The sequence below is a fragment of the Senegalimassilia faecalis genome (assembly GCF_004135645.1).
GTDB lineage: Bacteria > Actinomycetota > Coriobacteriia > Coriobacteriales > Eggerthellaceae > Senegalimassilia > Senegalimassilia faecalis.
On record NZ_SDPW01000001.1, the window covers coordinates 2,085,971 to 2,103,482 of the forward strand.

Annotated in this window: 6 protein-coding genes and 1 pseudogene; all 7 read right to left on the reverse strand. The window is 54.2% G+C overall.

The features are described from left to right. Positions 1–61 precede the first annotated feature (61 nt). Complete coding sequence (locus ET524_RS08705) at positions 62–10,885, reverse strand: hypothetical protein (protein ID WP_129425037.1); 10,824 nt, start codon at positions 10,883–10,885, stop codon at positions 62–64. Positions 10,886–10,919: 34 nt separating this feature from the next. Then, the gene (locus tag ET524_RS08710; protein ID WP_129425039.1) at positions 10,920–11,897 is read right to left on the reverse strand and encodes a hypothetical protein; all 978 of its coding nucleotides are present in this window, start codon (positions 11,895–11,897) and stop codon (positions 10,920–10,922) included. Between the two features lie 90 nt (positions 11,898–11,987). Continuing rightward, positions 11,988–12,815 (reverse strand): hypothetical protein, encoded by an 828-nt coding sequence (locus ET524_RS08715; RefSeq protein ID WP_129425041.1) that lies wholly within the window; start codon positions 12,813–12,815, stop codon positions 11,988–11,990. 2 nt (positions 12,816–12,817) lie between these two features. After that, complete coding sequence (locus tag ET524_RS08720) at positions 12,818–13,909, reverse strand: hypothetical protein (RefSeq protein ID WP_129425043.1); 1,092 nt, start codon at positions 13,907–13,909, stop codon at positions 12,818–12,820. Between the two features lie 393 nt (positions 13,910–14,302). Beyond that, on the reverse strand, positions 14,303–14,914 hold the full coding sequence (locus tag ET524_RS08725; protein WP_161566657.1) for a DUF4143 domain-containing protein: 612 nt from the start codon (positions 14,912–14,914) through the stop codon (positions 14,303–14,305). Next, positions 14,863–15,417 (reverse strand): annotated as a pseudogene (locus ET524_RS08730) (AAA family ATPase); the annotation flags it as partial. The gene ET524_RS08725 and the pseudogene ET524_RS08730, both read right to left, overlap by 52 nt. Before the next feature lie 685 nt (positions 15,418–16,102). Beyond that, positions 16,103–17,155, reverse strand: a complete 1,053-nt coding sequence (locus ET524_RS08735; RefSeq protein ID WP_161566658.1) for a hypothetical protein — start codon at positions 17,153–17,155, stop codon at positions 16,103–16,105. Between the last annotated feature and the right edge of the window lie 357 nt (positions 17,156–17,512).

The following is a 17,512-nucleotide window of genomic DNA, read 5'->3' on the forward strand; positions in this document are numbered from 1 at the left end:
CACCATTCAGAGAGGACAAGCAAGCGGCCCGATCACTCAGGGCCGCTTTATCACTCCCGCGCTAGCTATGCGAAATGCCGCTGGTGTTGATCTTCGACAGCGTGTAGGTGATGTAATCTGAATTCGGATATCCCGAGTTCAGGGCTATGTTCACTGGCGTGTCGATCACGCTGCCGCTAGCGTCCAGTAGCTCGGCCGACAGTACCAGGCGATAGTTCGCATATGTGAAGTTGTTGTCCTCAACATCCGTATTAACCTTGACTGTGAACGGGAACTGAAACATCTTCGCGCTCTTCTGAGTAGCAAACGCATTGTTAGCCTTCTGATCAATGAAGACGAAAGCGTCCTTGGTGCCCATCGGCGTCAAAGTCCCTTCTCCAAGCGGGCTTTCGATAACTGAGAAGTGGCTTTTAACAGACTCGTCCTCATACGTCCCATCCGTCCCCGTACGCTTTTGCAACTTCAACATGTAGCGCACCGAAGTTGCCTCGCCAATCCTGTCATCAGCATCAATCATGGCGGACAAATCATACGTTCCATATGCGGCAATGGTACCGTTGGCCAACGCCAAATCGTTCACGTTGATACCCAGCTGCGATTGCATGCTCGCCGACAACTCGATCGTGGAATCACCGTTTTCCTCGCGATAGTAACCAACGGTACCTGGGATGTTTGCGGTGATGCTCGACGTTTCCAACGTGCTTTCGCTTACAGCCAAACTAGACTGGAAACGTATCCTCGTGAAAGCCGAAGGCACCTGCTGCTGGTTCAACTGACCCGCTGCAATACCGGATAAACAAGCCATCTCGCTCATCTGGATCGAGTCGATTTTCACTTGAACAGTAAATGCTGCATCCTCAGTGTCTGCAGCGGTAGCCACGCTCGCCGCGACAGAACGGATGCCCGACAAGTCGTAGGGCAGCTGCAACTTCATCTCACCGCCATCGGACGACCAGGGAACTGATGCTCCGGCATCCGTTTTCGTAGACCCTACGCTTTTCCATCCGCTACCATCCCAAGTGTAGTATTCGTCGCCCACCTTCACATAAAAGTGCGCGGTTCCACTCACACCAGTCGGCCAGCCGCCAGCGCTTGTCAAGCTGCCATCTTTTCCGTACTGCCCCAACGAACTGCTGAGCTGAAAGTACAGCTTGTCATTGGGGTTGTATTGCTGATTCCTGTTGAAGGTTACCGTGTCGGTAACGTCAAGAGGTAATCGATACCCAACCCCATCTTCGTTTTTGCAGGTACCCATCTCCGCGTATGCTCCCGAAACGTTGTCGCTCAGCTTTTGCCCATAGTTCGTATAGATGCTATATGTTGAAGCCGTGTTGGAATGGCTATCGGCGTCGAGAAGCTTCTCAGCATTGCGAGGACGAAGCGTCGCGTTCACGCGGCTGTTCACATTCGTGTCGATGCTGGAATATGTGTAACCGTTCACTGCCGCCTTCGTACCCGCTGGCACGGTGATGACAAGGTAGAAGTTTTCGCTAGGCGAAATCTCCATGCCCTTGTTCTCGCCCTCGGCAACAGTAGCAACCTTGAGGGTGTACCTTGTGGCCGTATCAGATTCATTAGTAACGCGATAATACTTTACATCATCGCCCGAGCCGATCTTGGCTCCCGGATTATCATCCTTCGAGCACTCGACCCATACGCCGTTGTTGTCTTCCAACGCCGTTACGCCCATCGTTTGGCTGAACCAAGGCTCTTCATAGCGAGACTTCCCATCGACCGCGGCAACGAAGTCCGTGAGCTTGACCGACGTGGCCCCGCTTTGAGGAACCGTGTAATAGTACTCCTTGTCGTTGTCCGCCGTGTCGACCAACGTCAGTTGCGTACCAGCCGGCAAGGTTGGAGTCTTTCCGCTAAACAGGATCGACTTGTTCAGCGGGCCCATAGAACCACCGCTGGCAAGGTGCGTGTCCCAACCATATTCCGTTGCGGATCCGTTTGCCTCGTTGTACGTCCAGGTGAGATAACCGGCCATCGACTCGCCGGAGCTGCTCAGCACGTGGCTGTTTTCGCCTAGCGTGCTGTAATCATCGGGATTGAACTTCGTGCCGTACGCATAGCTGGCAGTGAAGTCAATCTCGAGCATGCGCTTCACGATGATGGGCACCTGTACCTTGTACTTCTGCCCCGTCTCGGAGAAGGTGACGGTCAGCAACGTAAAACGATGCCTCTCGTTATCCCAGCTCGTAGAAGCACGGAACCCCATTGAAGTGGTGCCATCACCCACGACATACAACGATGCCGCATCGGCCGAACGCACAAACGATCCATCCGACTGCAATTCGAACATCTCGGCCTTCGCCGTCACATGAGGGCCGCCGGCGTCGTTATTGAGACGCACAGCGTCGGAAAAGCCACCGTTCGTCACAAGGTTAAGATAGTTCGCGACGGTCGTCGTGTCGTTGCCCGAAATCAACAGGATGGGGAAATCGTCAGCAACTTGCGGAAACTTTCCGGTGCCTTCTGAAGACACCGTATTGTTCTTGTTGTAAGTGCTCGCAGCAGTTCCGGCACTGTAGCTGTTTGTGTTGTTGTATTGACCATCATCGGTGATTCCCCCGATATTGGTATAGGTGTAGCGACCAGGCTGGGGAAACCTTGCTTGCTCTTTGATTGTAGCCGCCGTGTCGATTGCGGCACCGTCACCGAACAGGTATTTTGGATCCCCACCCGAGGCATCCTTAACCGATAACTTGTTTTCCGGGTTGGTCGTGACATACGGACTCACCGACTTCACGGTAGCCATGGAACCGTCAGCATTGTCATCATCGTTGTACAACCTGTTACCAGGGACAGCCTTGGGCTCATCTTTGTAATCGGCAAAAGCGATGTAGGACTTCTTGTTGATTGCAGCCTTTTGGCTATCCTGACGGTAGTGCATGATTCCTGGATTATCGCTATTCGTCGCTCCGGTTTTCAGCTTGATTGCCAAACCCGCAACAGCGAAACGAGTCAAATCGCTATCAGCGACATCACCGAGCAAAAGCCCTTGGTGCGTTTTGTCTTCGAAGGCGTTTTCGGCAATCAGGATATTGCACATTCGAATCGTACCTTTTGCATCGCCAACAACTCCGCCCGAATAGGTGTAATTGCCATCGGGATGCGTCCACCCCATACACGAGTTCTTCTTGAACAGACTGTTTTCCACACGTGAGTTAACCACCGTTACGCTTGAACCGGTGCTGGACGTCTGGCCAAGAACACCGCCCGAATACGCTCCATCAATTTGAATCGAGTCAATCGAAACCCCATCCGCAACGAACGAGCCTCCTGCAAGGGTGCCCATGATTCCGCCGCCAGATTCACGCGAAGCGATTCTGATATTCGAAACAATGCAATCGCTATAGGACGAATATCGATTCCCATAGCCAACAAGGCCGCCGACGTACCTATAACGCTGGTTCCCCTGTTGTTGGCAACCGAAATAGTAGGCGTCAGTATCAGAAGCATTTTTGTCCGAGGTCACTTTCGCATGGGAAACGCTAACGGTATTGTTTTCGACATAACCCGCAATACCCCCCAATCCTCTAGTAAAGTTCACACCCGTAGAACTCGACCCCTCTGGCCAATCGGTAGTTACCGTCGCGTTCGAAACCGTTACGTATTTTCCTGGTGAAGTTTTCCCGCCAACAACAACCTGTCCGCCCGTAAGGCCAACAATGCCACCAGCGGTATTGGCTTCACCGTTCCATCCATTAGTCGCCCGAATCACGGAATTCGATGCGACGGGATTATAAGTCGTCACGTCTACCTCGCAATTCGATTTGCGAATCTTGCCGACAAAGCCGCCAGCATTGTGAGACGCCGTCACGGTGCAATCGATATAGGACGAATCCATCAGTTTGACTGGCGCCTGGAGAGAGCCCCAGCTATTCCACTCGATCTGAGTCATTCTTGAATACCGGTCCGTTGCATTCGTACGCATTTTCATATAGCCGGCGTTGCCGAGCAGGCCACCCGCGCTAGAGACGCCCGTAACCGCGCATCCCGTCATGTGAACGTTTTTGTAAATGCCATAATCAACCTGGCTATTCAGGTTCGACGTGATGCCAGCAAGGCACCCGACGCCGATGTGAACAGTGTCGTCATTCTTGTTTTCCAATACTTTGCCCGACTCATCAATGTATTGGATAGACAAGTTGCAACTATCGAACGTCAAGTCTTTAACGGTTGCACCATCGTTCGCCTTGATGCTCTGATCCACCTTCTGCGACGTATACATCACGTTTCCGAACAGGGCTCCAACACCCGATACCTTGTAATCGTCGTTGGCGTATTCCTTGACATTTGAGACAACCTTAATCGACGCCCCGTTGCCGTTGATGCACGCAATCGGGGGCGTAATGAAGCGACGCTCCGCAGAAGGATAATTCGATACGCAGGCATTCGAATAATAGCGTCCCGACAAGCCCAGATAGCCAGACCCGTAATCGGTCATATCGTAGTCAATGCCTTCGCCGCTTTGCTTAGCAAACTCGATAGCTACGCCGGAAATACCAAGTGCGCAAATATATCCCGTTGCCCAATTTGCATTAGTTCTTACCAGATATGGTGAATTGATCTCGCGTTTGTTGTTTTGCACCTCGGTGCTATTAAGAGGACCTTGCCAATTCTGGTTACCCGGCGCTTGCAAGTCATCATATTTCGAAAGGGACCAATTTTCATCAGCGGTACTTGCAACTGCGCCTACCGTACTGTATGCAGAGTTTCTTACTTTGCCATATTGCTCATTACCGAATTTATACTTCTTTGCCGCTAAGGCCGCATTGTTATAGGTTCTTCCCCGGTACGCATATGAACCACAAAACGGGCCAACGTTAGGCATCACATAGCCCGAGCTTGCTGCTCCGGCCGCCGCACCGCTATTGATGATTGCGGAAAGAACAAGCAGCCCCTGTTTATCACTGACCGTGACTTTCGCAGCCTCGTTCTTGCTTCCCCATGAGTAATTGTTATAAGTATTCGTGGTCGTAACACAACCCGTATCATTAGAGTCAAGCAGATTCACCTTATAGCTGCTGTCGCCATTATCCACTACGCATTTCTCACTGAATGCGTAGCCGTCGATTACGCGGCCAACATAGGGGTTGTCGTAAAGCGATGAGCCACCGTCGCGCCATTTCGAAACGTCATCGCTCATGCTGCGGAAGATCACGCCTCCGCCAGCAATGACGCCAATATAACCGCCAATGGGAACCAAGTGTGCCGACGAGGCAGCTCCGGCAACGCTGAAATTGCCTGTGTTTGAAACCGTTACCCCATCGATGATGTTGTCGCCGCCCACGATACAGCCGATCACGCCACCGAAGAATGCTTGGGGGACGCCGTTATTCGAGCTGCTCTTACCCGCATACGCCACACCGTTCGAACCCTGCAGGGCTTCGCTGCTATCGTATTCAACCGTGAGGCCCTTCACCACACTGCCGTAGCTGTAGGGGATAAGGCCCATCAGCGTGCTGCTCTTTTTTTTCAGCACGAGCTTCGTCGGAACCGACTGACCTGTTACATTTTTGTTCAAGTTGCCAACGATCACGCCACGGAACGGATTCACTTCATTGCCAAAGCCCTGGAATGAATCGCCATCTAGAACGATTTCTCCGGAATCACCTGGCTCGATGCTGTAATAGGCGCTCTGCAAGTAGCGTTGCATCGTGTCGCCTTCAAGTTTATCCGTCGAGTTATTTTTGTTGACCCAGCCGTTGCTTGTGCTGTAGACGTATGTTACTTCGTTATCGTGATTGCTGGAATCGGCGCGGCGCTGACACAGCGTCTCCTGATCCTTGACAATTGTGATTTCCCATCCGTCCATGGCTGCAGCGTTTCCACTGCGGATAAAGTTTGATACTGCATACAGTTGATTGGCATTTACTATTGCGTACGGATCACCATAAGTGCCGCAGCCGGTCACCAAACTCGGGATGCGCTGATTGACTTTGATTTCGTGGAAGCTTTTATGTGAGCCTACAGGATCGCCGTCGTCGCTTTTATAGACGTAAGGAAGATAATCTCCAAATTTCGCGTCGTTTTCATTGGCTATATGGCCTCGATGATCATCAACCAGATTGCTGGAGTCTCCATAGCCTTCTTCGTCGTAGTACCAGAACTGCGACCCGTGATATTCGCCGTTGGAGTCAATCTCCTCACCAAACGTAACCATTCCAGCAGTCTGATCCGACTTCACGAAGGTATAGCTTGCCGTACCGGTTTTACCATCACCGTAGGCGAAGCTTTCCAGCAAGCTTGCATGCGTGAATATGCTACCGCCATTATTCAATGACGGGACGAAGACCTGGTTAAAAGTAGCCGAAACCATGTCGGCATTGCTGCCGCCAAGATTGCCAAAGAGACTGGTGCCCGCAGTCACCCATTTGTTCTCACTATTCTTGTAGTCAGACTCCGAGATACTGAGTTCTTTAACGTCTAAACCCGCAAACGTAGTCATGTCAGCAACAAGCAGCGGGGCATAATCCGGATCCGCATTGGCTACACGAAGCCCCTTTAACGTCAGACCGTTAATGTTCACGACGGCTCTTCCACCAGCCGTATCCGACCCATTGGCAATTTTGCAGATCAAAGCTCCTGAAGTGATGGTTTTCCCATCATCGTCGATGTTCATTCCTATTGTGCCGGACAACGTCGTGTTCTCGACGTTCATCGTCTTGTTGTCCGAACCAGTTGCCGCAAAATGCCTGAACAAACCAGCGTGCATATTCATATGCTGCGTCTGCTCGCTATTCTTCTTGTTGCCGTTTTCCTTTGCATTGACCTTCTCGTAGGCGAAGGTAATCGAAGCATTCCTGATAAACATCGCAATATTGCTGGCATCCACAGGATAGTAGCTATATCCTGTTAGGTCAATTTCACCTCTAATACGAGCAGTACTCGTCATATAGGGATAGCCGTCAGATCCTGATGTTTTCACGATGTAGTCCCGAATGCCAGCCGCTGCATAAGTGGCCGCACTCCAAAGCAGCACCTCTTCAGGAGTTTCTAGCCATTGGATCCCGGTATGCTTATTCTTGCTTTGAACCACCTCGAACGCTCGATCGAGGTTGTAATAATAGCGAGAATATTTATTTGTGGGATGATCTTGGCCAAACGCTGTCCGGTTCTCATACGAGTTACGCTGATCGGCATCTTCCATATGCAACTTGTCATCAACCGTATGGAGCGAGACAACGCCATCCACGCCAACGTCCGTGACCAGGTACTTGGTACTCCAGTTGACTCCACGCGTATCAGCAATCCATTCGTCAAAATTTGCCGAGCCCTTTGTGGTAACGGCCCCTTTGTCTTCGTTCACCTTATAAGCGGTTTCCCACGGTGCCGCGTCGAGCAGATAGAGGCCACTGAGCCAATCGAAATAGCTCCCGTTACCCCTTGTGACGTTCCTGCCAGCACTGCACACGAGCATACCAAACCAATCGGCATTTGGCGCGCTGAACGTCGCACCGGTCAAATCGATTGCGTAATCATTGATCGTCCATTTACCACTTGCGGCATACACCAGGCCGCCAAATTGCGTGACATTTTGAGCGGATACCGACGACTCGTTCGCCGTGAGCGCATAGTTGGCGGCACCGTTGTTCGCATCGCCGAAGTCAACAACTGCCTTTCCCCAGCTATAGCCCAATAAGCCGCCAGCAGTTTTGTTTCCCGTACTAACTCTATTCTCAATCGTAAGATTATCCAACGCGAGTTTCAAAATAGAGACATGGGACTCAGCCGAGTTTCCGTTCCAGGAATCCTTCTCCCTGATAACGCCGATGAAGCCGCCAACACCGGCATAAATGTTCCCGTCTTTGCCGTCTGCATAATTGATATTGCCAGAGATCGAAAGCCCCGATGCCGTGATTTGGGCCGCAGAATTTGCAGCAACAAGACCAATAGCGCCGCCAACGTTTGCGTTGCCGTTTTCCGTTTTAGCTGATGTTATGTTTGCCACAACTGCCGCGCCTGAGCCAAACGTCACGCTGCCCCCAGCGACAGTACCGATGATGCCACCAACCCGCGCGACCTTGCCATCACCTGTGTTCTCGTAGTTGATAGCCGGCTTAAACGTAGAGTTCGTAACGCTTACTGTGCCGCTACTTTTTGCAGCAAGCGGTCCGGCATCCACGCCAGCTTTATCGTCGAAGCGCATCGAGCCATCGATTGTGAGACCCGTGATCGTCGCACCATCACCCAGGGCCATGAACAAGCCAAGACTATCGTGGCGATACACCATACCGTTGCCATCACTGGTGTCGGAAACATTGATAGCGTTGTCTCCGCGCCAACCGTAGGCTTCGCCAACGGCTAGTTTTATCGTTTTGCCGTTACCGCTTACCCTTCCGGAAAAAGTTTGGCTCGCTGCGGGAAGCTCGCTCGCGTTTCCGGGTATCCGATCCTTCGTCAAGCCCGTGATTCCCGTGCCCGACAAATCAATATCTCCTTGAAGATTTATCGTCGCTGTCGCGATAGAGCTCACATTTCCCGCAGTAACACCATCCACGCACGAAAAGTATCCGCTTGTTTGCCAAGCAATAGCCAATTTCGCGAAGTCTGCCGCGCTTGGAAGCTGAAACACCCCTCCGCTCTTTGCAAGATTTGTTCCGCTGAAATGCCAATTATGGCCGTCATCCAGGAAGATGAAGTTGCTGTCGAGATTACCGCCAAGACGAATCACCTGGCCAAAGTCATAAATATCGTCAAGCTGAACCACGTTCGTCGGACGCACGTATTTCCAACCAGTCGACGTGCTTTCAGCCGTAATCTCATTTCCGCCGCTTCCAGTCGCAAAAATCAAAGAGTTGAAATTCTCGTGCACCAGCAGAGCGGTTTTATCGTTTTTCTTGAACTTTGCTCCAGACAAATCGGTAATGCCACTGAACTTGATTATCCCCCGCCAAGACGATCCGGCAATGCCAGCAGACTCACCGTTGTCACCGCCAATAGCCGCATTATCTGCCGTTGACACTGACAGATTCCGAACGTCCAGCACGTTGTTCGTGTCAAGAACACCGACCGCCCCGCCGAGCCTGCAAACATTCTGGAAAAAAGGTCCTCCACCTTTGTATGTAACGCTCACGCCGTCAAGCACAAGGGCAACGGTGTTAAGGCTGCTGCCACCCTGGCCTTCGTATCCCACGACGCCACCAGCTTGTCGCACTTTCGTATCGCCGGACAGCGCAAATTCAATAGACGCATCGCCTGAGACCGTCAGCGCCCGAAGCGCATTGCCAGCATTGCCATCCTTCTGCCCCCAAACGGAACCAACTAAACCGCCATATGCACCGCGTTTCGTGGTATCAGAGCTATCACGGCCATAGACGAGATCGCTTTTATACGTTCCTCCATCAATCGAGACATCGCCATTAGACAAATTCAACTCGCCGAACAACGCACCCGCCCGAGGTGCCTTCGCCTCGTTCTTTTCATTGGAGACGCTGAGCTTGACGCCTCCGCCATAATTCAACGCTTTACCGGAAATCGTGACGGCGGCCGAACCCGCGACAGCACTCCCTGCAAACAGAACTTGGCCAATCACGCCACCAGCGTATAGGCAGCCCGCGCTGTCGCCCACGTTGAGTGCAGGCTTGACGGTGCCCGCATCGGCTTCTCTGCTCGGAAGCGTCAGCGTCAACCCGTTCGCTTTGCCGATGAGGCCACCGGACGCATTCGCGCCTTTCACGGTGAACGCGGAGACGTCCACCCCTGCAGCGATTTCAACCTCCGCCGCTTCCGTCGTATCGCTCCCGTTATCGTCAACGCAAACTGCGCCGACGAGGCCACCGGCGTTTACGGCTGCGGTAACCGTCGGAGTGCTCACGATGTCATCAGGCAAGCTGACGCTTGCAATCGTAAGTTTGCCATATGCAACAGTATTCGCAATCAAGCCGGCATTTGCCGTCGTGGAAGCAACGGCAAAGCCCTTGCGGGTGGCACCGTCCGTAAAGGAATACCCGGCACTTACCGCCAAGTTGCCCGAAGCGGTTCCCAACAGCGCCGAGGATGCAGCGGGGGTTGAAGGTTCGACGGTGACGGAGGCATCGAACGGATTCGCAAGCTGCACCTGGACGTTAAGCGTCTGGTCATTGCCGTCGATGCTCGCCGCAACGATAGGCTCGTTGTATGTCGGAGCACCTTCCCATCTGATTTTGATGGAGCTGCTTGCGCTGTGGAGCTTAACGCCGTTGAACAGCGTGCGAGTGATTCGAAGCCACATATCATTCGGCAAGGTAAGAGAACCCTCGAATGGAACGGCTTTGCTTCCAAGGCCTTGGAACGTATATCCGCTTACCGGAGTGCACAAATCCAACCCCTCAGTGCCAGTCATACCCGAAAGGGAGATGTTGGCAGATTGGTACAAGCCGGGATCAGCATTCGAGAGGATCGGCAATCCAGCAACACCAGTAACGTTTACCGCAGTGACAGCGTCGGCAGGCGCCGTTACTGTTCCGCAGCTGTTATCCTCGAAAGCCTTCGCCAAATCAGAAACGGTGTGAATCGTCGGATCGCTATTCGCGGCGGCCGCGTCCTCTGCAGCTTGATCTGAGTTCTCATCGGAAGGTGCTTCGCCAGCAAGGTCGGTGGATTGCGCAGCTTTACTATCGGCATTGGATGCTGCCGAGTCGGACGTCGCAGCATCGACATCAGTCGCGGATTCGGCGGGCTCCTCCTCGGAGGGTGCCGCTTGCTCCCCATCGGAATCGGCCCGGCTACCCTGATCGGCGGCAGCATTCTCCGAAGCCTCTTGCCGACCAGCCGTTGCGGCTGCATTCGCCACCGTCTCCGCCATTGCGGACGGGACGGGAACCAGACCCTGGACTATGAGCACTGCCGAAAGGCATATCGCCACTATGCGTTTTGCCGAATTCGTCACCTGCACGTTTACCTCATTCCATATGCACCGCAATCGCGGGTTAATCAACCTTCTTGACCGAAATGCCCAATTCGGACCAGTCGCTTGGCACCACGTCCCCATGACGGTAAAAATTCACGACGGTTCCGCCAGGCTGCAGGGTCAGCGTCGCTTTACCAGCCCGCTTGTCAACAACAGCACTGAACCTCGTATTGAAGAAGTAGTCCAAATCAACCTTGGTAGGGTCCCAACTCAGTTCGACTTGCGCCTCTTGAGCCGTGACAGTGATGCGGTAGTTGTAAGCGTCATACTTACTGAACGGGATGACGTTGCTGTCCATATCCTTCGCGTCCTTGTCGACGAACGCGCCTTCGACCGAAGCGCTCTGCACAACGACGCGCTCATTCGGGATGATTTTAGCGGCAAGGCAATTGAGCGTAGTGCCCGGGCTGTTCCGAACGTCAACCGCTGCTTTCACCGTAAAGTACGCATTTTCCGTTAAGGCTTGTTTCGGGAAGGTGATGGTGTACGTGTCGATTTTCGCGCGGCCACCCAAAAACGTTGAAGGCTGCCCAACTTCCGGCACGCCTTCACTGCGAGAAATCGTCCAATTATCGCCACTCCAATTATGGAGAACAACGGACAGCGTATAGGTTACGTCTTTCATGTTGACGACGTTTTGGTCAGCGGGCAAGCAGTTGTAAACGCTGAACGTGAAGCTACAATTGCCCGAGGCATCAGGGTCGACCGCTAGCAATTGCTCGGCAGGGTTCTCCTCAGGATCTTGGGTATACGAATACAGCAGATCGGAGGCGAACAGGCTTTGCGTGTCGTTAGTAACGACGACACCTTTTAAATAGTCGCCAGCCATAAAGGCAGAGTATGTCACGCGCATACCCGTTGCCAGTGCCACTAAGCACAAAACAAGGGTGCCGGCCACGAGCGCACGCTTAGCATGCCTACGCACGGCGCGTGCAGCGGGCACCTTCGCCATCGCCTTCGCGGGAGCGTTCGCCGCGGCCTCGTTGATAGGTTGCACTTCGGCCTTCGTTTCGTTGTCTGCGCTGCTCATGTTCGACACCTCCTTCACTATCCTCGTTGTGCGATATATGCGCGCATGGTGGGTTTTCTACGACGTTGCTCCCGCTTCCGACCCTCGAGCGATCAGATACAGGACGTCGGTCTCTTTCTGGCTTTCCGTCCATTGAAGCTTCAGAATGAAGTTCGTGACGTCAGCGGCAGAGCCATCTTCCTTCTGATCGAGGTTGTTGCTTGAGGTTCCCCCAAAAAGCGCATAGCGATACAACGGTGCAGCATTGGCTTGGATGCCGCCCGAATTTTCCTTACCCGCGTAATCGCCAAACGTCGGGTCTTTCGAATCTCGCGGCTTAGCGGCAATGCCCGAATCGCTTTGATTGATGAACTCGAATTCAATCGGGTTACCCACCGCCGTCCAGTAGTAAGGCTGTCCAAAAACCGTGCCAGACACCGTCTCGCTCCCCGTATGGCCCACTGCAACGCGATACACTTCGATATTCAAGTCGCTGATATTCGTGGTGTTCGCCAACTGCAGCTCGAACGGACCGCCATCGCTTTTCACGCAGAACGGGCGGTACAGGGTAACCTTCCCGTCCTGGTCCACGTTGTCGGACGTGTACGACATGTCGATTTGCTCGATGGCCGTAGCATTCGGGCCGAGCACGCGCAGCTGTTTGGGCTCCTGCACTTTTCCAACTGTTGACGCGCTTTGACCGGCAACAAACCAACCGAACGTCAGGCAGACGATGATGGCGATAACAGCCAGAAGCGAAAGCGCAGCCATCAACCGCTTGCGCTTGTCGACGTACCAGGGACTTTTTGCCACCGCAGCCGAGGCGTCCTGCGGCGCGTCGACTTGCGCGGCGACGGACGGGGCCGTGGCCTCGAGCTCCGAGCTGTTGTTCGGACGATCGGTCATTGCTAGTTGTTCACCTCCTGCGCGGAGAAACGCAGCTGGAAATACTCGACCTGAGAGCCAAGCTGCTCGTCAGCGTAGTTGTAGTACAGCGAGCACGTGTCCATGTTGTTCGAGGACATGCTTGGGGAAACCTCGGGGACCATTTTCGGCGTGAAGTACCGTCCCTGATTGTCGAGGGCTGCGTAGTAGCAGCCGAGATTTTTGTTGATATCGGCTTGCAGAGTTGCATAGCCCGCGCTGTCGAACGCCGTCGTGTCCGAGGCGGGAGCAAACAGGTTCTGGTAGTAATTCACATTGCCAGTCAGCACGAACGCCTGGAGCTGCGACGGCCATGCCCAGTAAAGCGTGCGGGTAACAGTCTTCGTAGTCTTGCCGCTTTCGTCTTGAAACTCGGACGACACAACGGTCAGGACATCGGAGATCAGGGGGTTGGAGTAGTATCCGCTCGCATCCTTCCCCGGAAACACGCCTTCCCCATCCTTCTTCTCAAAGAACAGGATGTGCCCGCGGAATAGGTCACAGAGGGTGCCATCCTTCTGAACCTCCCCCACAGAGTTATCGCTTGTCCGCAGCTGCACCGCGCGCTCTAAGCTAACCTGGACGTTTCCCAAGTCGGTGGCTACAGGCGTGACGGTGAACTGGATGGTGCCCGAAGCACCAGGCCCAACTTCGCCGCCGTTGTAATTGTTCAGATTCACGGTTGCCGAAACCGCCATGGAATCATTAGTGCCAAACGCAGCCACATTGTCATACACGCCTTGATGCGTATCGTCCCCCGAGACACCTGTCAACGCAAAACGATCGCCCTTCGCGCTGAGGGTTGCCGTTTCGGCCTTTACTTGGTTGTTGCTGACAAACCAGGCTAGGCTGGCGAGGATGATAATTATGGCTGCCATCACGAACAGGCCGCTTACCAGGAAACGCTTCCAGAAGTCCTTGAGCGTTTGCGCGTGGGCGTCGGCCGCTTGGCGGTATTGCTCCGCCGTTTTCGGCTCGAGTTCGCTTTGTTCGCGCTTGCTGGTCATCTTGGTTGCCCGCCCGTGCGGCGAGATGCCGTCCTTTCGCGTTTCGCTTGCAGCTTCCGCGCTTCTCACCTGGGGAAACGCTTTGCTGCCGAATTTTTTACGTACGTTTTTATTTTACCATCTACCTGGAGTTTTTCGATTATCCAGCTTGCAAATCTCACATATTGCGCGAGGCGTAAGGCAACGGTCGACATTCGTGCTAACGCTGATCAAGGCGCATAAACGTATCCGGATGACGCGCAGGAAATAGTCGAGCCGGGGGCAACCCGGCTCGACAGCCTAACAACCACCGCGCCGCCCGCGACTCTGAAGTGCGACAGCCTAGGAGACGGGCTTGCTGGTGTACCTGCAGTATTCGAAAGCGGCCAGACCCGAGGCAAGCCGCTTTCGACAACGATTCGGGAACTTCGCGCAGGGGCCGGCACGCACCGGCCAACATGTGCGGCGCGTGCTAGCCAGCCGCTATTCGGGCCACACAATGGGCGGCAGCTCGATTTCATTCAGCAACTTCACCGATGACTCGCCCGACGACCCTTCTGCCGCCACGAACCCAGCCATATACAGCGGCAAATACGTTAACCGCTTTCCGCACCTCGTTTGTAACGACACGTTCGCTTCGGTCAGCACCACCGCTTCCGAGATGCCGAATTCGCTGGTCCCCAAAAGGGTGTTCAGCGCCGTGTGAAGCTTATAGTCCTTGCCGGACTTCACCTCGATAGGCAAAATTCCGCCCGTTGCCTTTTCCATCAGAAAATCCACTTCGCCACGCTTGCTATGGTGATAGTAGTACAGCTCAACGCCCGCCGCAGCCAGCTCTTGCGCGACAAAGTTCTCGTACACCGCGCCGAAATTCACCGACCGCTCCCCCATAAGCGCCGACATCGCCGTCTGAGCAGGGTATTGAGCAACAAGCATTCCCACATCGGAGCTATAAAGCTTGAACCGATTGACCTCGGCGGTGCGAGCCAACATGGGCCGAGGGTCGGAAACATTGTCGACTTTCAGCGCAGCGCGGGCGGCGGTCAGCCATGCGAAATCGTTCGCGAAACGATTGTACTTCGCCTCTTTCGCCACCGCCTTGAGTTGAAACCGTTTGTTCTCCTTGCTAAGCTGAGCGGGTATCTCTTGAAAATCGCCTTGACCTGCGGCGACCGCGTTCCCGCATATTTTGCGATGTCTTCGCGATATAGCCTAGCCAAATCCGTCTGAACTTCGCGGACCGCGCCTAAATCGCGCTTGCCAGTGATACTTTTCTGCACTGCTGCCGGCATTCCGCCGATCACGAGATACCGGCGAAACAGCTGAATGAGCGCATCATGAACCGGTGCATCAACCGGAATCTTCTCTTCATAGCACGTGCGAACTTGGCTCAAAATCGTATCGGGAACGCCCTGTGCCCAGCAAAACTCCTCAAACGAAAGCGGAAACATGTCCAAAATGCGCAGATATCCGACCGGCATGGAGCGTATCCACCGCAGCTTCGATCCCAACATAGACCCCGACAAAACCACATCGAAGCGCCCATCTTGCACAAGGTACTTCGACAGCGCAACCACTTCAGGGGCCATTTGCACTTCATCGAAAAAAAATCAACGTGGAATCGGGCCGCAAAGCCTGACCTAGTTCGAGCGAAAGCAAATCGACAACCTGATCGGCGTTTTTTGCACTGAATTATTCGTGGGCGCTCCCAGCGTCATTCGCAAAGCCGGCTGTATTCGTTGCCGCGCCGTTACCCGAACTCTAGCTTGCTAGCGAATACAATAGGAACTCCACCAGCAAGGTCCGAACGTGGGCGGCGCTTCTTGCGAGAGGAGTGATCGCCTATGGATATAATCCACGAAATTCTCGACTGCATGGCTGATATAGCCACGGTGCTGGCCTTCGCGCTTGCACTGATCGAGACATATAAACGGTGTCGGATGGGGCGGAAGAAGTAGTCGAGCCAGGTTGCAGCCTGGCTCGATAATTCATATCCACCGCGCCGCCCGCGAGCTCTAAAGTCTAACCCACTGCAGAGACGGGCTTTGCTGGTGTACCTGCAGTATACGAAAGCGGCCCGCCCCAAGGCAAGCCGCTTTCGGTAACGTTTTAGGAACTTCGTGGAAGGGCCGCACGCGACGAGCGAAGCGGAGCAGGAGACACTCGTCGCCGCGTTTATAAATGAGCGGCGCGCCTTCGGCGCTTTCGATTTGGTGCCGCTTTCGCTCGACGCTACGAAGCTGGACCTCAAGGGGCTTCGGATTCGCAGATGAGCCGAACCCGCTACAGGCGCTCGCCGCTCAACCGTACACCCTTACGCAACATCGTAGCGTGACGAACAACGCGGTCAACACGCGCGCAAAGCGCCTGGTGCAGCTTATCGATGCGCCCGGAGTCATTCGCAATGAATGGGTTACCGCGCAAAATCTCGCACGCCTCTTCGGCAAATCCGTCCAACATCCGCGCATCAAACCAGCTCATGTCCACGCAGAAACGCTCCAGCTGACTATCGATGTCGCGCGCAAACGGCCGCACAGCCCCCGCCTTCTCGCTCACATATCCACGAAACGGCTGCCCCGTATCAACGTTGCACCAAAACGACTCGCCCGTGTCGAAAATCGGCGCTGCGGCCTTCCACTCACGCGTCTCGGTGTCGACGATGATGCCGAAGTTGTTCCAATGCCGGTCGAAATTCGCCGTAAGGTAGTCAACCACCAGCATCTTCTCAACCGCCTGCAAAACATCCAGCCCGTGCGCCCGACACGCACTCACGTAGAAGTCGAACAGACTCTGGTCGTTCGACACCTTCGACGACGCATGGATGTGAAACGCCGGCACGAATTCGCTGAACTCGTCCACCATGGTCGGGCACACGCTCGCCCACTTGGCAAAGCCGTTGTCTTCAAGCGCATAGGAAGCGTACTCGCGCGCGCCCATAAGCCGCGCGCAAAGAGCCGTAGCGACAACCTCGTTGAACGGCTCCTGGTATCGGCAGCTTGCACGCCCCGCTTTGACCAGCACCTTCGTTCCATCAGGCTCAATCCGCCAGCGCTTCGGCAAGTTGCCGTTCAGCGCCGCATCGGGAGACAACTTCAAAAGCGCGTCCGATGACCTCAGCTTCTTGACGATATCGGGCATGGAAGAATCATCGTGCGGAAGCATCAGCTCGCCGAATTCTTCCGGAAACGCGTTGGTGAAGCAGTTAATCTCGTCCCACGAGGCCGAAGATCCTTCCGGCCGAAGCCAATATTGGTCGGAAAGCGAAAGGCCAAAACCGCGCGCCATGATCTCCGTCACGCTGGTGTAGCCAAGCTGCTGCAGTCGTTCCTTGACCATCGGGCGAAGCGCTGGGATACCGCGATCTCTGAACCAAGCGGTCAGCCCAGACTTCACGAATGAACCTTGCGGATCAAGGCAGCAAATCGGAAGGTAGCGGGGCGAGATTTTCTGCACCTTTCCCACAACCGCCTGCCTGCCGGTATCCCAAGCAAAACGTGCCACTTCGTGGTCGCGACACATAAGCGTAAGCTGCAAGATTTGCGATTCCGCCATTACCTTCACCCCCTGCCGAATTATCCGCGGATGCTGCCGACACCAAAGCAATCGCCAACGATGTAACAAAACGCGCCGTCAGCAAGAGATGTCCACGTGATAAAAGAATACCAGGTTGCGCCCATCAATTTTTGCTAGCGC